16 protein-coding genes are annotated in these 18,493 nt (G+C 69.0%); 11 read left to right on the forward strand and 5 right to left on the reverse strand.

What is annotated here, in order from left to right:
* Window positions 1-8: 8 nt before the first annotated feature.
* The 3 genes from ABD256_RS35990 to ABD256_RS36000 all read right to left on the reverse strand — a co-directional run bounded on the left by ABD256_RS35990 (window position 9) and on the right by ABD256_RS36000 (window position 2,398).
* A complete protein-coding gene (locus ABD256_RS35990) occupies window positions 9-290 on the reverse strand; it encodes a metal-sensitive transcriptional regulator (protein ID WP_215549358.1) in 282 nt (93 codons plus the stop codon).
* A gap of 116 nt (window positions 291-406) precedes the next feature.
* Window positions 407-610 (reverse strand): cold-shock protein, encoded by a 204-nt coding sequence (locus tag ABD256_RS35995; RefSeq protein WP_344429388.1) that lies wholly within the window; start codon window positions 608-610, stop codon window positions 407-409.
* Between the two features lie 204 nt (window positions 611-814).
* Window positions 815-2,398: a thiamine pyrophosphate-binding protein gene (locus ABD256_RS36000; RefSeq protein WP_425546578.1), complete on the reverse strand. Its 1,584-nt coding sequence runs from the start codon at window positions 2,396-2,398 to the stop codon at window positions 815-817.
* A gap of 232 nt (window positions 2,399-2,630) precedes the next feature.
* Between ABD256_RS36000 and ABD256_RS36005 the strand changes: the two genes are divergently transcribed.
* The 4 genes from ABD256_RS36005 to ABD256_RS36020 all read left to right on the forward strand — a co-directional run bounded on the left by ABD256_RS36005 (window position 2,631) and on the right by ABD256_RS36020 (window position 6,770).
* A complete protein-coding gene (locus ABD256_RS36005) occupies window positions 2,631-3,911 on the forward strand; it encodes a hydroxyacid-oxoacid transhydrogenase (protein WP_344429390.1) in 1,281 nt (426 codons plus the stop codon).
* Window positions 3,905-4,315 (forward strand): acyl-CoA thioesterase, encoded by a 411-nt coding sequence (locus ABD256_RS36010; protein ID WP_344429392.1) that lies wholly within the window; start codon window positions 3,905-3,907, stop codon window positions 4,313-4,315. The genes ABD256_RS36005 and ABD256_RS36010 overlap by 7 nt, the downstream gene beginning before the upstream one ends.
* Before the next feature lie 1,422 nt (window positions 4,316-5,737).
* A complete protein-coding gene (locus ABD256_RS36015; protein ID WP_344429394.1) occupies window positions 5,738-6,625 on the forward strand; it encodes a helix-turn-helix domain-containing protein in 888 nt (295 codons plus the stop codon).
* 25 nt (window positions 6,626-6,650) lie between these two features.
* Window positions 6,651-6,770 carry a DUF397 domain-containing protein gene (locus ABD256_RS36020; RefSeq protein WP_344429456.1) on the forward strand — a complete coding sequence of 40 codons (120 nt, stop codon included), beginning with the start codon at window positions 6,651-6,653 and terminating at the stop codon, window positions 6,768-6,770.
* Window positions 6,771-6,893: 123 nt separating this feature from the next.
* On the opposite strand, the gene ABD256_RS36025 is transcribed toward ABD256_RS36020, so the two are convergent.
* Window positions 6,894-9,683 carry a sensor domain-containing protein gene (locus ABD256_RS36025; protein WP_344429396.1) on the reverse strand — a complete coding sequence of 930 codons (2,790 nt, stop codon included), beginning with the start codon at window positions 9,681-9,683 and terminating at the stop codon, window positions 6,894-6,896.
* A gap of 226 nt (window positions 9,684-9,909) precedes the next feature.
* On the opposite strand from ABD256_RS36025, the gene ABD256_RS36030 reads away from it, so the two are divergent.
* Window positions 9,910-11,073 (forward strand): beta-ketoacyl synthase N-terminal-like domain-containing protein, encoded by a 1,164-nt coding sequence (locus ABD256_RS36030; protein WP_344429398.1) that lies wholly within the window; start codon window positions 9,910-9,912, stop codon window positions 11,071-11,073.
* 19 nt (window positions 11,074-11,092) lie between these two features.
* Here ABD256_RS36030 and ABD256_RS36035 read toward each other — a convergent pair whose 3' ends face one another.
* Entirely contained in the window at window positions 11,093-11,887 is a 795-nt protein-coding gene (locus ABD256_RS36035) for an enoyl-CoA hydratase/isomerase family protein (RefSeq protein WP_344429400.1), read from the reverse strand.
* A 62-nt stretch (window positions 11,888-11,949) separates the two neighbouring features.
* Here ABD256_RS36035 and ABD256_RS36040 point away from each other — a divergent pair, with 62 nt between their 5' ends.
* The 6 genes from ABD256_RS36040 to ABD256_RS36065 all read left to right on the forward strand — a co-directional run bounded on the left by ABD256_RS36040 (window position 11,950) and on the right by ABD256_RS36065 (window position 18,056).
* Complete coding sequence (locus ABD256_RS36040) at window positions 11,950-13,896, forward strand: APC family permease (RefSeq protein WP_344429402.1); 1,947 nt, start codon at window positions 11,950-11,952, stop codon at window positions 13,894-13,896.
* An 81-nt stretch (window positions 13,897-13,977) separates the two neighbouring features.
* Window positions 13,978-14,292 carry an NIPSNAP family protein gene (locus ABD256_RS36045; protein WP_344429404.1) on the forward strand — a complete coding sequence of 105 codons (315 nt, stop codon included), beginning with the start codon at window positions 13,978-13,980 and terminating at the stop codon, window positions 14,290-14,292.
* 56 nt (window positions 14,293-14,348) lie between these two features.
* Entirely contained in the window at window positions 14,349-15,116 is a 768-nt protein-coding gene (locus ABD256_RS36050) for an IclR family transcriptional regulator (protein WP_344429406.1), read from the forward strand.
* A 114-nt stretch (window positions 15,117-15,230) separates the two neighbouring features.
* Window positions 15,231-16,403, forward strand: a complete 1,173-nt coding sequence (locus ABD256_RS36055; protein ID WP_344429458.1) for a 4-hydroxybenzoate 3-monooxygenase — start codon at window positions 15,231-15,233, stop codon at window positions 16,401-16,403.
* A 52-nt stretch (window positions 16,404-16,455) separates the two neighbouring features.
* The gene (locus tag ABD256_RS36060; protein ID WP_344429408.1) at window positions 16,456-17,190 is read left to right on the forward strand and encodes a Clp protease N-terminal domain-containing protein; all 735 of its coding nucleotides are present in this window, start codon (window positions 16,456-16,458) and stop codon (window positions 17,188-17,190) included.
* A 92-nt stretch (window positions 17,191-17,282) separates the two neighbouring features.
* Window positions 17,283-18,056, forward strand: coding sequence for a S1 family peptidase (locus ABD256_RS36065; protein ID WP_344429410.1), 774 nt, complete (start codon window positions 17,283-17,285; stop codon window positions 18,054-18,056).
* Window positions 18,057-18,493: the final 437 nt, after the last annotated feature.

Below are 18,493 nucleotides of genomic sequence, written 5' to 3' on the forward strand. Positions count from 1 at the left end.
CTTGCTGGTCAGGAACGGACGAGGCGGGCGATCGCTTCACTGGCTTCGCGCACCTTCTCGTCGGCTTCGTCGCCGCCGCTTTCGAGCGCCTCGGCCACGCAGTGCTTGAGGTGCTCGTCGAGCAGCGCGAGCGACACCGACCGCAGTGCCTTGGTGGCGGCCGAGATCTGGGTGAGCACGTCGATGCAGTACTCGTCGTTCTCGATCATCCGGGCGAGCCCGCGTACCTGGCCTTCGATCCGCCGCAGCCGCTTGACGTAGGCGTCCTTGTCGTCGGTGTATCCGCGCATCGCTCGCTCCTCGTCTCCACTTCAGCTTCGACTATACCCCAAGGGGGTATAGGGGTACCCGGACACGAAAGAAGCCGCCGCCCCGGTGGGGCGACGGCTTCTTCTCGAAGTCTTCGTCAGATGACGTTGACCGAGGTCGCCTGCGGACCCTTCTGGCCCTGGCCGATCTCGAACTCGACTCGCGCGTTCTCCTCGAGGGTACGGAAACCGTTACCCTGGATCTCCGAGTAGTGCACGAAGACGTCGCCGCCACCGCTGTCGGGGGTGATGAAGCCGAACCCCTTCTCGGAGTTGAACCACTTCACAGTGCCCTGCGTCATAAAAAGTATCTCCATGTGTAACAAACAAAACGAGAAGCCACTTCGGCACCTCGGGCTCAACACGAGGCGGTTTGCTTCCCGGGGGAACCACTACGCCCGCTACGTCTTGCGAGCGTGGGTTAGCACGAACACAAAAACTTTGAGACCACTGGAAGTAAAGCACAGATGGGAGCGCCCGCCAACCCACGGGCGGTGCGTGTCGCCTCACCCGGAGCGATCGCCGTGGTACAGCTCGCTCAGCCGGGTCTCCGGGGTGATCACGTCCGGGTCGGTGCGCACGTCGATCAGCACGGGACGCTGGTGCCGCAGCGCGCGCGAGATCGTCGGCTCCAGCTCCTGGGGATCTTCGACCATGTAGCCCGCGGCGCCGAGCCCGCGCGCCCACGCCGCGAAGTCGACCGCGGGCAGGGTGACCCCGGCGAGCCGCCCGTGCGTCCTGGCCTGGTGCATCGCCATCGTGCCGTACACGCCGTTCTGGAACACGATCACGATGATCGGCACCCGGTAGCGCACCGCGGTCTCGATCTCCTGCCCGGTCATCAGCGCGGCGCCGTCGCCGACCATCGCGAACACGGTGCGCTCCGGCTCGGCGAGCTTGGCGGCGACCGCGGCGGGCACCGCGTACCCCATCGCGCCGTTCGCGGGGCCGAGCTGGGAGCGCGCGGCGGTGAAGCACCAGTAGCGGTGCACGAACCCGGCGAACGCGCTCGCGTCGTTCGTGACGATGGTGTCCTCCGGCGCGTGGCGGCGCACGGTCCGTACGACGTCGGCGGGGTGCACGAGCACGCTGTCGCGGGTGTCCGGCGGGGTCATGAACGTGTGCACCGCCGCGTTCGCCGCCGAGCTGCGGCGCGTCCTCGGCGCGGCGACCGAGCGCAGCTCGCGCAGGAACGGTTCGACCTCCGAGGCGACCCGGAAGGTCAGCCCGCCGCGCCGCGCGTCGGCGGGCCCGGTGCCGACCATCACCAGCGTCTGCGACGGCAGCGGGTAGCGCCAGTTCTGGGTGGTCACCTCGTCGAGCCGGGTGCCGAGGCACAGCACGAGGTCGGCACGTTCGAGCGCGTCGAGCTGGCGCGCCGGGATCCCGATGCCGAGGTGCCCGGCGTAGCGCTCGTGCGTCTCCGGGAACGCGTCCTGCCTGCGGAACGCGTTGTAGACGGCGAACCCGAGGTGCTCGGCGGTCATCACCAGCTCGTCGCGCGCCCAGCGGGCCCTGCCGCCCGCGATCACCACCGGGTACTTCGAGTCGGCGAGCAGCGCGGCGACCTCGTCGGCGGAGCGGTGCAGGGTGCCGGTGCGCATCGCCAGGTCGGGATCGGCGAGCGACTGGTCGAACGGGGCCACCCAGAAGTCGCTCGGCACCGCGAGCACCGCGGGCCCCCGCCGCCCGGTCCTGGCCGCGTTGATCGCCTCGACGAGGAGCTTCGGCACGTCGGTCGCGCTCCTGGCCTTCCCGGCCCATTTCACGAACGACGAGAACATGCCGGTCAGGTCGGGATCGCTCGGGCCGCTGTACTTGAGCAGGTTCGACGCGGTCTCGCCGAGGATCACGATCATCGGCGTCTCGTCCTGGTACGCCGTGTGCACGCCGATCGCGAGGTTCGCGATACCGGGGCCCTTGCTGCCGAGCACGAGCGCGGGCACGTCGCGCAGCTTGCCCTCGGCCTCGGCCATGAACGCCGCGCCCGCTTCGTGCCGCGTGGTGATCAGCGAAATCGAACGCTGGAGCTGCAGGACGTCCAAGAGCTCGAGAAAGGACTCGCCGGGGACCGTGTACGCGCGACGCACGCCGGCCTCGGCGAGAATACGTACGGCCGTCTGTGCGACGGTCCAACCCCGGTGATACCTGATGGGCCAAGTTAAGGGCGCCTTGATCACCCGGTCAAGTGAAGGGTCACTTACTTAGCGGAGCGAGAAGCACCTCAGAGTTGACTGGATTCGGTAATCATTCACCGGAATGACCGAAATGACGGATTGTCGCGATCTTCTTCTCCGGTCGCGCGGCCCCTAAGCTCGGGGCGTGGACGTGACACCTGACCGCGAGACCGTGTTCACCTACGGCGCGCCCGCGTTGAAGTACGGCCGCGGCGCGAGCGACGAAATCGGCTACGACCTGAGCCAGCTCGGCGCGCGCCGGGTCCTCGTCATCACCGATCCCGGAGTGGCCGCGACCGGCTGGCCGCAGCGGATCGCCGAGGGACTGGTGTCCTACGGCCTCGCGGCCGAGGTCTTCGACGACGTGCACGTGGAACCGACCGACGTGAGCATGCGCAAGGCGGTCGACCACGCGCGCGGCACCGGCCCGTGGGACGCGTTCGTCGCGGTCGGCGGCGGCTCCAGCATCGACACCGCGAAGGCGGTGAACCTGCTGATGAGCAACGAAGGCGAGCTGATGGACTACGTCAACGCGCCGGTCGGTGGAGGCAGGGCGCCGGAAAAGCCGTTGAAGCCGTTCGTCGCGGTGCCGACGACCACCGGCACCGGCGCCGAGAGCACCACGGTGTGCGTGCTGGACGTGCTGTCGCTGCGGGTGAAGAGCGGGATCAGCCACCTCAGGCTCCGGCCGACGCTGGCGGTGGTCGACCCGAGGCTGTCGCTGAGCCAGCCCGCCGGGGTGACGGCGGCCAGCGGAATGGACATCCTGTGCCACGCCGCGGAAAGCTACACCGCGAAGCCCTACACCGAGTTCGACCGCAAGCGCCCCGAACAGCGGGTGCCGTACTGCGGCTCGAACCCGCTCGCCGACATGTTCGCGGAGAAGTCGCTCGACCTGTTGCGCGAAGCGCTGCCCGCGGCCGTGGAGGACGGCGGCAACGTGCGCGCGCGAGAGGATCTGGCGCTGGCCGCGACGTTCGCGGGCCTCGGCTTCGGCAACGCGGGCGTGCACATCCCGCACGCCAACGCCTACCCGATCGCGGGGCAGGTGCGCGACTTCCACCCCGCGGGCTACCCCGGCGAGGAAGCCATGGTGCCGCACGGGATGGCGGTTTCGCTGACCGCGCCGGAAGCGTTCCGGTTCACCTTCGACGCGGCGCCCGAACGGCACCTGCGGGTCGCCCGCCTGCTGGCGCCGGAGCTGGACGTGCCCGCCGACGCGGACTACCTCCCGGCGGCGTTGAAGGCGCTGATGCGGCGCATCGGCATCCCGAACGGCATCGGCGACGTCGGTTATTCGGAGTCCGATGTGGACGAACTGGTGCGGGGTGCGCTCAAGCAGCAGCGCCTGCTCGCGACCGCGCCGCGGGAAGCGGGCGCCGAGGACCTCGCCGGCGTCTTCCGCCGCTCGGTGGCGCTGTGGTGAGCGCGTACCCGCAGTGGCAGCGGGTTCCGTTGCGCTGGAAGGACAACGACGTCTACGGGCACGTCAACAACGTCGTGCACTACGCACTGATGGACACCGTGATCAACACCTGGCTGATCGAGCGCGGCGGCCTCGACATGCACGAGGGCGACACGATCGGCCTGTGCGTCGAATCGCACTGCAACTACCACGGTTCGGTTTCCTTCCCGGACACGCTTTCGGTGGGGCTGCGGGTCGGGCACCTCGGCCGGACCAGTGTGCGCTACGAGATCGGCATGTACCGGGACGACGAGGTCATCGCGGAAGGCCATTTCGTGCACGTGTTCGTGGACCGGGCCTCTCGCCGCCCAGTCGAGGTCAGCGGGCAGCTCCGCGAAGCGCTGGAAGCCCTGCGGCCGGGCTGATCGGCTCCGGGGTGAATGCCCTGAAGGTGACCTTCGGGGAATCTGACGCCGCGATCTCGCCCCTCGTTCGCTTTGCCTGGGGGGTGCTGATGCCGTGAAGGTGTCCTTCGCGGTGTCAGATTCGCTCAAGGGCTCTTTCGGGGCATGTGGGGTCTCTGTTGGGGTGGCACGGGTTCTTAGGAGGGGTGGAGTTCGGGGTGCTCGGGTTCCCGGAGGTCGCGGTGATGATGTGTGCGTCGATCGGGGTGAGTTGGGTAGCGGAGTGTGGAGCCGCCGGGGTTCCTGAAGGTGACCTTCGGGGAATCTGAGGCCGCGGTCTCGCCCCTCGTTCGCTTTGCCTGGGGGGTGCTGATGCCGTGAAGGTGCCCTTCGCGGCGTCAGATTCCCTCAAGGGCCCTTTCGGGGCATGTGGGGTCTCTGTTGGGGTGGCGCGGGTTCTTCGGAGGGGTGGAGTTCGGGGCGTTCGGGTTCCCGGAGGTCGCGGTGATGATGTGTGCGTCGATCCGGGGAGTTGGGTAGCGGAGCGTGGAGCCGCTGGGGTCCCTGAAGGTGACCTTCGGGGAATCTGACGCCGCGATCTTGCCCCTCGTTCGCTTTGCCTGGGGGGTGCTGATGCCGTGAAGGTGCCCTTCGCGGCGTCAGATTCCCTCAAGGGCCCTTTCGGGGCATGTGGGGTCTCTGTTGGGGTGGCGCGGGTTCTTCGGAGGGGTGGAGTTCGGGGTGCTCGGGTTCCCGGAGGTCGCGGTGATGATGTGTGTGTCGATCGGGGTGAGTTGGGTAGCGGAGTGTGGAGCCGCGGGGGTCCCTGAAGGTGACCTTCGGGGAATCTGAGGCCGCGATCTCGTCCCTCGTTCGCTTCGCCTGAGGGGTGCTGATGCCCTGAAGGTGCCCTTCGCGGCGTCAGATTCCCTCAAGGGCACCTTCGGGGCACCAGTGCGGACACGAGAAGGGGACGCGAGCCGTGAATGCCCAGTACATGCCCGCAAGGACGCCTTCGGTGACCTGGGCGTCCCGGAAGTTCCCTCGCCCGCTTCCGGTCCATCTCGCATGTCCGGGAGGTGGCCTTCGGTGAACTCCTCTTCGCAGGCGTGGCAGTCGTAGAGGTGCGGTGACTTCTTCGTGCGGTGCACTTTCCACAGGAATCCGCACAGCATCCGGATCGTTGCGCCGTTCGGGGGAATCTCTGTTTCGCCGGTCCGATGCCGGACGCCGCCGACAACAGGGCGGAACTCGTCGTTGACCGGGCCGGTGCCGTCGGGATCTTCGATGTTGCCGTGCATATCGCGTCGCCAGCTCATGGGACCAGTCCTCTGTTGCGGATGTTGCGCTGTTGTCTGTGACCAAAACAGCCGGTGCGAAACTGAACCGCAAGTCACTGATCGAGGGATGAATTGGCAGGTCAACCGCCATATTGTTCGTTGCATGGCAGGCAACAGAGCAACCCCGAAAGCGCGCGCACTCGGCGCGGCGCTCCGCGAACTGCGCGAAGAAGCGGGCTTCGGCTTGCGCGAATTCGCCCGCCGGTTGGGAAAGGACCCCGGCACGGTCTCGCGCATCGAAAACGGCAAGCGAGGTGCTGACGTTGCCGAGATCGCCCGGATGCTCACCACGCTCGGCGTGGGCGGGGCGCGGTACGACGAACTGGTCGAGATGGCCCGCGGCGGCACGGCCGGGCCGCTGTGGCTCGCCGTCACCCTCCCGGAGCAACGACAACACCTCGCCGCGGTCTTGGAATTCGAGCGCTCGGCGACAGTGATAACCGACATGGCTCCTCTGTTGATCCCAGGTCTGCTGCAGACCGGCGACTACGCCAGGGCGATCATGTCTGCGGGCGGCGTTCCGGTCTCGGAGATCGAAACTCGTGTCGCCATCAGGATCGGGCGCCGCGACGTAATTCTCAGACGGCATCCGGTCCATTTTGTTGCGCTGATCGGAGAAGCGGCGCTGCGCCAGATGATCGGCGGGCGGAACGTGATACTCGACCAGTGCCGGTACCTGGTGGAGTTGGCCGAAATGTCCAATGTGGATATTCGAGTGATTCCGTTCGACGCAGGCTGGCATCCTGGGCTGGAGACACCGTTCGTGCTCATCGATTCGGATGAGGCGCAGCCGGTGGTCCAGGTCGAGACTCGGATCAGCGGTCTCTTCCTGAGCGACGACGATTACGTGTCCAGATATCGGCAAGCGGCCGATAAGGTGTTCCAGGTGGCGCTGAGCCCGAGCGACTCGGTGTCCCTTATCGCCGCGGAGGTCGACAGGATGGAGCGAGAAGGTGACTGTTACCGGTCAGTGGAAGAAGTCCAGTCGTAGCCAGCAAAGCACTAGCTGCGTGGAGGTGAACCTGGGCGTCATGGTCGGCGTGCGGGACACCAAGGCTCGTGACGCGGGTGCCCTCCGGGTTCCCGCGAGCGCATGGCGTGCCTTCGTCGTGGCAACGGGCGCGGACACTCGCTGAGGCGCGATTCGTTGCGGCGCCCCCGGTTCATCCGATGAGCACCGGGGCGCCGTGCTCTCTCCTCAACTCCCTGCCCTGAAGGCTCCCTTCAGGCCAGCAGCATCCCGCCCAGCCGCATCCCGGTCAGCAGGATCCCGGCGCCCAGCGCTGGTCCGGGCCGATGAGCCGGAGCAGCGCGGCGGCCGAGCCCGGTTTCCCGAAGTAGTACCCCTGCGCCTGGTCGCATTCGAGCGAAGCCAGTATTTCGAGCTGCCGCGAGGTTTCCACGCCTTCGGCGATCACCGTCAGGTCGACGGCGTGCGCCATCGCGATGATGCTGGCGACGATCGCGGCGGCATCCGGGGAGGTGCCCAGTTCGGCGACGAAGGTCTGGTCGATCTTCAGCATGTCGAGCGGCAGCTTGCGGAGCTGGGCGAGTGACGAGTACCCGGTGCCGAAGTCGTCGATGGCCAGCCTGGCGCCGAGATCGCGCAGCTCCTGCAAGACCCCGGAGGCCGCGGCGGGATCCCGCATCAGCGCGCTCTCGGTGACTTCGAGGCACAGCGACTTCGGGGGCAGGCCGGTGATCCGGAGCACCTCGCTGACCGCGGGCACGAGCCCGGGATCTTCGAGCTGGCGCACCGAAAGGTTGACTTCGAGGTCGAGTTCGACGCCGTGTTTCGCGCGCCACCCGGAGACCTCGTGCACGGTCGTGGTGAGCACGTGCGCGCCGATCGTGTTGATCAGGTCGCTTTCCTCGGCGAGCGAGATGAACTCGGTCGGCGACACCGGGCCGTGCGCGGGGTGGTCCCAGCGCAGCAGCGCCTCGACCGCGATGATCCGCTTCGTGGCGATGTCCACCACCGGCTGGTACGCGGGCCAAAGCTGTCCATTGTGGACACCGGCGCGGAGGTCCTGCTCCAGCCGGAGCCTGCGCTGCATCCGCTCGCGCAGCTCCACGTCGAAGAACTCGTACCGGCCCCTGCCCAGCGTCTTCGCCTGGTACATCGCGACATCCGCGTCGCGGAGCAGGTCCTCCGCGGTGCGCTCGTCACCGCGCTCGGCGAGCACGATGCCGACGCTGGCGTCGATGTGGAGCTGCCGCCCGTCCACGGCGACCGGCCTGGTCAGCGCGGCGCGCAGGCGCTCGGAAAGCTGGCGCACCTCTTCCCGGTCGGTGACCGTCGAGGTCACGACGACGAACTCGTCGCCGCCGAGCCTGCCGACGAGATCGCGCGGCGAGACGCACTGGTGCAGCCGTTCCCCGGCGGCCTGCAGGACGCGGTCGCCGACGGAATGGCCGAGCGAGTCGTTGATGACCTTGAACTTGTCGAGGTCGATGAACAGCACCGAGGTCACGTCGGACTGCCCGAGCGCGGCGGTGAGCCTGCGCAGCACGAGCGTGCGGTTGCCGAGACCGGTCAGCGGGTCGTGGGTCGCTTCGTGGGCGAGCCGCTCGGCGATCGCGCGGCGCTCGGTGATGTCGGTGAAGGAGGCGACCACCGACGGCGGGCCGGGATCGTCGGGGTTGAGCGTGCGCGCGGTGAGCGAGAGCCACACCGAGCGCCCTTCCGGGCCCCGCACCCGGACCACGCGCCCGTTCTGCGGCTCGCCGGAGCGGCGGGCCATCGCGGTCGGGTAGCCGTCCTGCGGGATCCGGCGGCCCGCCTCGTCGTAGAGCGCGAGCTCGCTGGTCCGCATGCCGACGAGCGCGGCGCTGCCGATGATGCCGAGTATCCGGTGCGCGGCCGGGTTCGCGGTGGTGATCACCCCGGTCGGCCCGATCACCATCACGCCCTCGTCCAGCGACGCGACCACCGTGCTGAAGTGCTGTTCGGCGCGGCGGCGCGCGGTCTCGTCCGCGCAGACGAGCACGTAGCCGTCGCCCATCTCCGATGCGGACACCCTGATCGCGAGCGCCACGCCGTCGGCGCGGCGGTGGGCCGTCTGGATGACCCCGCCGAAGCGCACGACCCACCCCGGGTCGAGCTGCGCGCCGACGACCTCGCGGACCGGCTTGCCGATCGCCTCGACCGCGGCGCGCGCGTACACGGTCTCCGCGGCGGGGTTCCAGCTCGTGACGACGCCGTGCCGATCGGTCGCGATGATCGCGTCGCTGACGTGCGTGACCAGCGCGGCCTGGTAGCGCAGCGCGGCCGCGGCGGCCTTCTGCGCGGTGATGTCGCGCATGATGGCCTGGTAGGCGGACCGGCCCTGCCAGGTCGTGCGGACCGACACGGTTTCCACGGCCAGCGTTTCGCCGTCGAGGGTGCGCATCGACATCTCGGTCGGCTCCGAGCGCGCGCCCGCGACGCGCAGGCTGGCGATCCTCGACTTCAGCTCGGGGAGCGAATGCGGGTCGACGAAGTCGAACAGCGGCCTGCCGAGCACCGCCTCGGCGCTCGCGGCGGCCGTCATCCGCACCGCGGCGGGGTTCGCGTAGACGACGATGCCGTTCTGGTGGACGCAGATGCCGTCCGGGCTCAGCTCGACGAGCAGCCGGTACCGGTCGGACAGGTCGGCGAGCGCCTGCCGGTCGGTGTGCTGGTCGGTGACGTCGCTCGCGACGCCCGTCAGCCCGCGCACGATGTGGTCACCCACCGTGTTCGCGCGGAGACGGATCCAGCGCTGGTCGCCGTCCGGGCTGCGGTAGGCCTGGTCGAGTTCGACCTCGTCACCGACCTTCGACGACTTCGACAATGCGGTCAATGGAGCAACCAGTTCCGCCAAACGGTCGCGGATCTCGGTCGGATTTGTCCCGGTTAAGCTGAGCACACGAGGGATTTGCGGAGTCCAGGTGACGGTGTTCGTGGTGAAGTCGGCAGACCAGCTCGCCATGGTTTCGGTGGCGGGCGGGATTTCGGCGCCGGCGAGTTGCCCGGCCACGGCGTCCGCGCCGCGGTCTTCGGTGGCGTCGTGGCCCCCTGCCTCCATGTCCCGTCCGATCCGCAGTCCCGCCGTTCCCCGTTTCGATCACGGGCGTTCGCTGTGCCCACAGTAAGCCGCGGAGGCACAATGAGCACACCCCTTGTCTACGAAAATTGGTCTCTACCACCTGGGATCACATCCGGTGGTCGGGCCGATACGCGAGCAGACGCGGATCAGGATGACCGGTCCGGACCGGGCCGGTCACACGGTAGAAGAAAGCCGAGGCCGGATTATGGGTCGTAACGGGTCAGGATTCGTGGGTATCGGTGCCGTCAGCGCGTACGGCTGGGGGCGTGAGTGCCTGTGGGACGGGCTCGCCACCGGGAAACCGGCGGCGACCCGTGTCGACGGCTACGGCCACGCGGACGGCGGCGACGGCGGCTGGGTGGCGCACGTGCCGTTCGGCGGAGAGCCGGAGGACGGGCTCGGCCGGTTCGCCAGGGCGATGCGGGCCGCCGCCCGCGAAGCCGTCGCGGACGCCGAAGCGCGGGGCTGGCGGCCGGGGCGGCGCGTCGGGCTGGTGCACGGCGTCTCGCTCGGTGAGGCGGACCTGTGGCGGGAGTTCTACCTCGACTGCGGCGGCGAGCGGCCGGTGCGCGACTACCTGGCCCAGCTCCCGTCGACGCCGGTCGCGATGCTGATGAAGGAGTTCGGCTTCCACGGCCCAGCCATGACGATCAGCGCGATGTGCGCGTCCGGCAACGCCGCCGTGCTCACCGCGAAGATGTGGCTCGATTCCGGATTCGCCGACGACGTCGTCGTGGTCACCACCGACGTGTCCCTGACACCCGAGAACGTGGCCCATTTCGTGCGGCTGGGCGCGGCCCACACCGACACCGAGCCGCTCGACGGCTGCCGCCCGTTCCAGAAGGGCAGCCGCGGTTTCGTCCCCGGCGAGGCCTCCGTCGCGATGATCGTGTCGAAGGAGGCCACGAACCCGTACGCGAAGCTGCTCGGGGGAGCCATCACCCACGAGGCCTTCCACCCCACCGCGATCGACCCGGCGTGGACGGAGGTCGACGCCTGCTACGCGGGCGCGCTGGAGAACGCCGGCGTCTCCGGTGATGCCATCCGCTACTTCTCCGCGCACGGCCCCGGTACCAAGCAGTGCGACGAGGCGGAGGCCGCGATGGTCGAGCGGTTCTTCCGGCCCGATACCGGGATCTACTCGACGAAGCCGCTGACGGGGCACTGCCAGTCGGCGTCCGCGATGCTCGAACTCGCGCTCGCGAGCATGAGCTACGAGCGCGGCAGGATCCTCGCGCCCGTCCCGGTCGCCGAGGCCCATCCGCAACTGCTCAGCGGCCCCACCGTGATGGAGGACGGCCTGGTGTTCAAATCCGCGCTCGGCATGGGCGGCTACGACACCGGCGTAGTGCTGGCGCCGCCGTCCTAGTCCACTGTGGAGGGTCGGCTCAGTTGCCGGTGAAGGTCGCCTTCCCCGGCCCGTCGGCCAGGAACGAGCGCACCGCGGCCGGGAGGTCACGCGTGCGGTAGAGATCCGCGGCGATCGCGGTGATGTGCTCGTTCGCTTCGTCGACACCGCCGCGTTCGAAATGCGCGAGCACTTCCTTCGTCGCGGCGTGCGCCTTCGTCGGCCCTTCCGCGAGCGAGGCCGCGAACGCGCGCGCGGCCTCGTCGAACCCGTCGGCGGGCAGCACGCGGTTCACCACGTTCCAGCGCTCCAGCGTCGCCGCGCTGTAGCGGTCGCCGGTCATCACGAACTCCTTCGCCCTGGCGACACCGGCCCGCGCGGCGAGGCGCTGCGTGCCGCCCATCGTCGGCGTCAGCCCGACGACCTTTTCCACCAGGCCGAACTTCGCGTTGTCCGTGGCCAGGAGCAGGTCGCACGCGACCGCCACCTCGAACGCCCAGGTCAGGCACAGCCCGTGCGCGGCGAACACGGTCGGGAACGGCAGTGCCGCGATCCGGTTCGGCAGCGCGAGCATGCGGTCGAAGAGCACCTTCGCGCGATCGGGGCCGTCCTGCGCGGCGAACAGGCCCACGTCGACGCCGCCGCTGACGATCTTGCCCTCGGCGCGCACCAGCAGCGCCCTGGTGTGCTCGGCCTCGACCTCGTCCAGCGCGGCGTCCAGTGCTTCGTGGAGCTGCGCGGTGTACAGGTTCAGCGGCCCGGCGTCGATCGTCAGCACCGCGAGACCGTGCTCGCTGAACTCGACCGTGGCGGGTGCGGCGGGTGCGGTGGTCACGCCGCTCATCGTAGGGGCAGGATGGGCCGCGTCCAGCCAAGTCGGGGTCGGGGAGACCACAGGTGACCGTCACCACGCGCAAGAAACCGGGCAAGTTCACGGCATGGCTGCTCGAAGGGGAGCACAAGCGCGCCGAACAGCTCAAGGGTGGGCGGCGCGAACCGGTCAAGCGGCACGACCACCCCTGGTGGAAGGTGATGTGCCTGACCGGGGTCGACTACTTTTCGACCCTCGGCTACCAGCCGGGGATCGCGGCGCTGGCGGCGGGCGTGCTCTCGCCGCTGGCCACGATCGTGCTGGTGCTGCTGACCCTCGGCGGCGCGCTGCCGATCTACCGCAGGGTGGCCGCGGAAAGCCCGCACGGCCAGGGCTCCATCGCCATGCTCGAACGGCTGCTGTCGTGGTGGAAGGGCAAGCTGCTCGTCCTCGTGCTGCTCGGGTTCGTCGCCACGGACTTCGTGATCACCATCACGCTGTCCGCCGCCGACGCGACCGCCCACGTCGTCGAGAACCCGTTCGTGCCGGATTTCCTGCACGACAAGGGCGTGCTCATCACGCTCGTGCTGATCGCGTTGCTCGGCGCGGTGTTCCTCAAGGGGTTCGCCGAGGCGATCGGCGTCGCGGTGGTGCTGGTCGGGACGTTCCTCGCGCTCAACGTGGTCGTGGTGGCCGTCGCGCTGACGCACGTGTTCTCCAGTCCCGATCTCGTCGTCAACTGGCAGAACCTGGTGCTCTCGGAGCATCCGGACCCGTGGCTGATGGCCGGGGTCGCGCTGCTGGTCTTCCCGAAGCTGGCGCTCGGCCTTTCCGGGTTCGAGACCGGGGTTTCGGTGATGCCGCTGGTGCGCGGCAGGGAAGGGGAATCCGACGACGAGCCGGTGGCGCGGATCCGGAACACCCGCCGCCTGCTGGTCACCGCCGCGCTGATCATGAGCGCCTTCCTGATCACCAGCAGCTTCGCCACCACCGTGCTGATCCCGCAGCACGAGTTCGAGGCGGGCGGCCAGGCCAACGGGCGCGCGCTGGCGTTCCTCGCGCACAGCTACCTCGGCGACGTCTTCGGCACCGTCTACGACGTCAGCACGATCGCGATCCTGTGGTTCGCCGGCGCGTCCGCGATGGCGGGGCTGCTCAACATCGTGCCGAGGTACCTGCCGCGCTACGGCATGGCACCGGACTGGGCGCGCGCGACGCGGCCGCTGGTGATCGTGGTCGCGGTGATCGCGTTCGTGATCACCTGGATCTTCGACGCGAACGTGGAAGCGCAGGGCGGCGCGTACGCGACCGGGGTGCTGGTGCTCATTTCCTCGGCCGCCGTCGCGGTCACGCTTTCGGCGAAGAGAATGCAGCAGAAGCGCGCGTTCATCGCGTATTCGGTGATCACCGTGGTGTTCGCCTACACCACGATCGCGAATATCGTGGAACGCCCCGACGGCGTGAAGATCGCCGCGTTCTTCATTCTGGCGATCATCACCACGTCGCTTGTTTCCCGTGCGACCCGTTCACTGGAACTGCGCGTCGACGAAGTCGATTTCGACGCCGCCGCCACCCGCATTCTCGACAAGGCGGTCCGCAGCGGGCACGTCCGCATCATCGCGAACGAACCGGATGCGCGCGACGAGGAGGAATACCGCGAGAAGGAGCGGGAAGCGCGGGAGGACAACCACATCCCCGCCGACTCGGCGCTGATCTTCCTGGAGGTCACCATCTCGGACGCTTCGGACTTCGAGTCGACGCTGCGGGTGCGGGGCGAAAAGCGGTACGGGTACCGGATCCTGCGGGTGACCAGCCCGTCGATCCCGAACGCCATTGCGGCCATCCTGCTGCACATCAGGGATGAAACGGGCAAACTGCCGCACATCTACTTCGCGTGGACGGAGGGGAACCCGTTCCGGTTCATCGTGCGGTACCTGATCTTCGGCGACGGCGACATCCCGCCGGTGACGCGCGAGGTGCTGCGCCGGGCCGAACCGGAGCCGGGGCGGCGCCCGCTCGTCCACGTCGGCTGAGACCCGGTGGCCCGGTGGCCCGCCCGTCGCCCAGCCGCCACCCCCCAGGGAGTCGCTGCGCGCCGCTGTTTCAATGGGCACATGATCACCTGCGTCGTGGACTACGTCATCGACCCGGCCAAGATCGAGGACTTCGAGCGGTTCGCGCGGCGGTGGATGGACCTGGTGGAACGGCACGGCGGCATCCACCACGGCTACTTCCTGCCCGCGGAAGGCGCCAGCGACGAAGCCCGCGCCCTGTTCAGCTTCGAGAGCCTGGCCGCGTACGAGGAGTACCGGACCCTGTTCGGCACCGACCCCGACTTCGTCGAAGCCGACCGGATCCGGGACGAAACCGGCTGCGTCCTCCGCTACCGGCGCACGTTCATGCGCCCGCTGTTACCGGATTCGGACTAACGGAGGCCATCCTGTGGTCGGATCCGGAACCGGCGGATCGGCCATACCCTTGGCGGATGCGGCACAACGCGACGAGCCCGCCCTCGGTCGCCGAGCGCGTGCTGGATCTGCTGGGCGCGTTCAGCACCGAGCGGCGGGCGCTGAGCCTGTCCGAGCTGAGCCGCCGCGCCGGGCTGCCGTTGTCGACGGCGCACCGGCTGGTCGGTGAGCTGGCCAAACGCGGCGCGCTCGAACGGGACGGCGACGGCCGGTACCGCGTCGGGCTCTGGCTGTGGGAGGTCGCGGCGCTGGCGCCGCGGGGCACCGGCCTGCGCGAGAACGCGATGCCGTTCCTGGAGGACCTGTACGAGGCGACGCACGAGAACGTGCAGCTCGCCGTGCTGGACGGCGCCGAGGTCGTCTACCTGGAGCGGATTTCCGGGCGCGCCGCGGTGAACGTCGTGTCGCGGGTCGGCGGGCGGCTCCCCGCGCACGCGACCGGGGTCGGGCTGGCGCTGCTGGCGCATTCGCCGTCGGCGGCCGAGAACGTGCTGGCCGAGCCGCTGAAGCGGTTCACGGACAAGACGATCGGCACCGAGGAGCTGCTCCGCCGGACGCTGGCGACCGTGCGGCGGGACGGGTTCGCGATCAGCGACGGGCAGATCGAACTCATCGCGCTGTCCGTGGCGGCGCCCGTGTTCGGCGCCGACGGCGAGGTGGCGGCCGCGATCTCGATCGTGGTGCCCGCCGAAAGCACCGACCCGTTCGTCCTGGTGCCCGCGGTCCGTGCCGCCGCGAGGGGCATCTCCCGCGCCCTCGGCGCCCCTCTGCACCGCACTCCGTGATCTTGGCACCGTGCCAAGGAGTCTTCTGCTGAGTGGAAGGAGTGCTGCTGAGGGGCGTGCTCGCCGGGCAGACTGCGAGCATCGGAGAGGAAAGGAGGCCCGGTGGCGTCGAAGGTGACCAGCACCCAGGTCGGCATCATCGGGGCGGGCCCCGCCGGGTTGCTGCTGTCCCATCTGCTGCACCGCGAGGGGATCGATTCGGTCGTCCTCGAAGCGCGCGACCGGGCCTACGTCGAGCAGCGCGTGCGCGCGGGGGTGTGCGAGCAGCCGACCGTCGACCTGCTCGACGAGATCGGCCTCGGCACGCGGTTGCACGCCGAAGGCCTGCCGCACCACGGGTTTTCGCTCCGGTTCGACGGCGAGGACCACCGGATCGCGCTCACCGAGCTCACCGGTAAGTCGATCACGGTGTACGGGCAGCAGGAGATCGTCAAGGACCTGATCGCCGCGCACGCCGGGCCGCCCATCGAGTTCGAAGTGTCCGATGTGGACGTGCACGGGATCGCGTCGGACACCCCGTCGGTGACCTACACCGATTCCGGCGGGCACCGGCGCGAGCTGCGCTGCGAGGTGATCGCGGGCTGCGACGGCTTCCACGGCATCAGCAGGCGCGCCATCCCGGCCGGTGCGCTGCGCACGTTCGACCGCGAGTACCCGTTCGCCTGGCTCGGCGTGCTCGCGAAGACGCCGCCGTCGGACGAGGAGCTGATCTACACCCACCACGAGCGCGGGTTCGCGCTGCACAGCATGCGCTCGCCCGAGATCACCCGCCTCTACCTGCAGGTGGCGCCGGACGAGGACATCGCGGCCTGGCCGGACGAGCGGATCTTCGCCGAGCTGCGGGCGCGGCTGGCCACGACCGGCGGCTTCGCGCTGCACGAGGGCCCGGTGCTGGACAAGGGGGTCACGCCGATGCGCAGCTTCGTCGCCGAGCCGATGCGGTACGGCAGCCTCTTCCTCGCCGGGGACGCCGCGCACATCGTCCCGCCGACCGGCGCCAAGGGGATGAACCTCGCCGTCGCCGACGTCGTGGTGCTGTCCAGGGCGCTGTCGGATCTGCTGCGGCACAACGACTCTGCCGGGGTGGAGTCCTATTCGGACACTTGCCTGCGCAGGGTGTGGCGCGCGGAGCACTTCTCGTGGTTCATGACCTCGATGCTGCACGTCGACCCGGCCGCCGACGGGTTCGGCCGCCGCCTGCAGCTTTCGCAGCTCCGGTACACGGCCTCGTCGACGGCGGCCGCGACCAGCCTCGCGGAGAACTACGTCGGCCTGCCCTTCACCTGAACTGGTCAACCTGGGGTTGACGAAGTCCTATTCGTCAACCTATGGTTGACGCATGAGCGAACCAACCCAGAACCCGGTGCGGCTCGACGAGCTGATCACGTTCGTCAAGCAGGCACATCCCGAATCCGACGCACTGACCCAGCTCTCCGACGCGGTGCTCGCCGGTGAGCACCTCGGCGAGGTGGCCGACCACCTCATCGGGCACTTCGTCGACCAGGCCCGCCGCTCCGGCGCGTCCTGGACGGAAATCGGCCAGAGCATGGGCGTGACCAAGCAGGCGGCGCAGAAGCGGTTCGTGCCCAAGGGGGTCGACCAGGCGTCGCTGGATTCGTACCAGCGCGTTTACGGCCGCTACACCGACAAGGCCCGCCGCGTGATCGTCGGGGCGCAGCAGGCCGCGATGTCGATGCACAGCCCCGTGATCGGGACCGAGCACCTGCTGCTCGGGCTGATTTCGGAGGAAACCGGGCTCGCCGCCAAGGTGATCGAAAAGCTCGGCGCGCCGCTGGCCGAAGCCAGGGAAAAGGCCGTCGCCGCGGCCGGGCCGCGCGGAGCGTCCTCAGTGGACGCTCCGTCGTTCACCGCGCCGGCGAAGAAGTCCGTGGAGCTGACGCTGCGCGAGAGCCTGCGCCTCGGGCACAATTTCGTTGGTACCGAACACATCCTGCTCGCCCTGCTCGAACTCGGCGAGGGCACCGGCCCGGAGGTGCTCGCCGAACTCGGTGTCACGAAGGATGCGGCAGAGGCCGAAATCGTCGCCGAGATCCAGAAGATACTCGACAAGTAGACCAACTTTCGGCGGTGTTGCCAAATCACCAACATTGCCTAACGTCCGGTACGTCCCTTGGGGCAGGGGACGAACCGGACGAGAGGCGGATCATGAAGGCACGATCTCTGGTGATGGGGCTGGTCACGGGCGCGGCATGCGTGCTGACCAGTGTGTTCGGGGCCGGTGCGGCGAGTGCGGACGTGCAGCCGTACATCGTCGGCGGGAGTGACGCCGATCAGACGTACTCGTTCATGGTGTCGTTGCAGGACCCCTCCGGCGGGCACTTCTGCGGCGGCTCCCTGATCAAGGCCGACTGGGTGGTCACCGCCGCGCACTGCGTCCAGGGCACCTCGGCGGACCAGATCCAGGCGCGGATCGGCACCACGGACCGCACGCAGGGCGGCGAGGAGGCGAAGGCCAAGAAGGTCATCGTCAACCCCGACTACAACCCGCAGGGCGCCGGCGGCGACATCGCGCTCGTGCAGCTCGCCTCGCCGGTGAAGGCGGAGACCGTCGCGCTGGCCGCGGGCGCCGACGCCGGCACCAAGTCCAGGCTGATCGGCTGGGGGCAGACCTGCCCCGAGCGCGGCGGCTGCGACGCGCCGGTCAAGCTCCAGCAGCTCGACACGAGCGTGGTCGACGCGGGCAAGTGCCAGGGCATCGACGGCAAGGTCGAGCTGTGCACGGACAACCCCGGCGGCAAGGCCGGCGCGTGCTACGGCGACTCCGGTGGCCCGCAGGTCGTGCAGACCGACGGCAAGTGGCAGCTGATCGGCGTCACCAGCCGCAGCGGCAACGACAGCTCCACCTGCGCGACCGGCCCGTCGATCTACACCTCGGCGGTCGCCTACACGTCGTGGATCGACCAGAACACCGGAAGCTGATTTCGGGGCAGGAAACGGGGGTGTCTTCCGGCGCGGGGCCGGAAGGCACCCCCCTTTTTTTCTCGCCGGACATTCGGGGGACGATCCACAAAGGACGCCGTGATTCCGTGCGCTAGCAAGGCTTTCCCGTGCCCTGAAGGTGACCTTCGGGGATTTGGACGTCCGAAGGGGAGTCTTCGTTTCCGCGTGGTTGCCGCGGTGTCATGCCCTGAGGGTGGCCTTGGGGGACTCTGACGTCACTTTTTCCACCTTCGCAGGTGTGCGCCCGGGGTCGTTCATGCCCTGAGGGGGCCTTTGGGGGAATCTGATGCCGCGAAGGGGGCCTTCAGGGCATCAGCGTCGCTATGCCGTGCGCCGTGAGGGGCGAGATCGCGGTGTCAGATTCCCCGAAGGTGCCCTTCCGGGAATTTGCGGCCAGCTTCCGGCGGGCCTGCTCC

The organism is Amycolatopsis minnesotensis (genome assembly GCF_039529815.1).
Taxonomy (GTDB): Bacteria; Actinomycetota; Actinomycetes; order Mycobacteriales; family Pseudonocardiaceae; genus Amycolatopsis; species Amycolatopsis minnesotensis.

What these genes read in the sequence shown, in the direction of transcription:
- ABD256_RS36015 (WP_344429394.1), top strand. Translation starts at nt 5,738, where the DNA reads ATGGCAGGCAACAGAGCAACCCCGAAAGCGCGCGCACTCGGCGCGGCG.
- ABD256_RS36025 (WP_344429396.1), bottom strand. Translation starts at nt 9,683, where the DNA reads ATGGAGGCAGGGGGCCACGACGCCACCGAAGACCGCGGCGCGGACGCC.
- ABD256_RS35990 (WP_215549358.1), bottom strand. Translation starts at nt 290, where the DNA reads ATGCGCGGATACACCGACGACAAGGACGCCTACGTCAAGCGGCTGCGG.
- ABD256_RS36045 (WP_344429404.1), top strand. Translation starts at nt 13,978, where the DNA reads ATGATCACCTGCGTCGTGGACTACGTCATCGACCCGGCCAAGATCGAG.
- ABD256_RS36030 (WP_344429398.1), top strand. Translation starts at nt 9,910, where the DNA reads ATGGGTCGTAACGGGTCAGGATTCGTGGGTATCGGTGCCGTCAGCGCG.
- ABD256_RS36065 (WP_344429410.1), top strand. Translation starts at nt 17,283, where the DNA reads ATGAAGGCACGATCTCTGGTGATGGGGCTGGTCACGGGCGCGGCATGC.
- ABD256_RS36060 (WP_344429408.1), top strand. Translation starts at nt 16,456, where the DNA reads ATGAGCGAACCAACCCAGAACCCGGTGCGGCTCGACGAGCTGATCACG.
- ABD256_RS36050 (WP_344429406.1), top strand. Translation starts at nt 14,349, where the DNA reads ATGCGGCACAACGCGACGAGCCCGCCCTCGGTCGCCGAGCGCGTGCTG.
- ABD256_RS35995 (WP_344429388.1), bottom strand. Translation starts at nt 610, where the DNA reads ATGACGCAGGGCACTGTGAAGTGGTTCAACTCCGAGAAGGGGTTCGGC.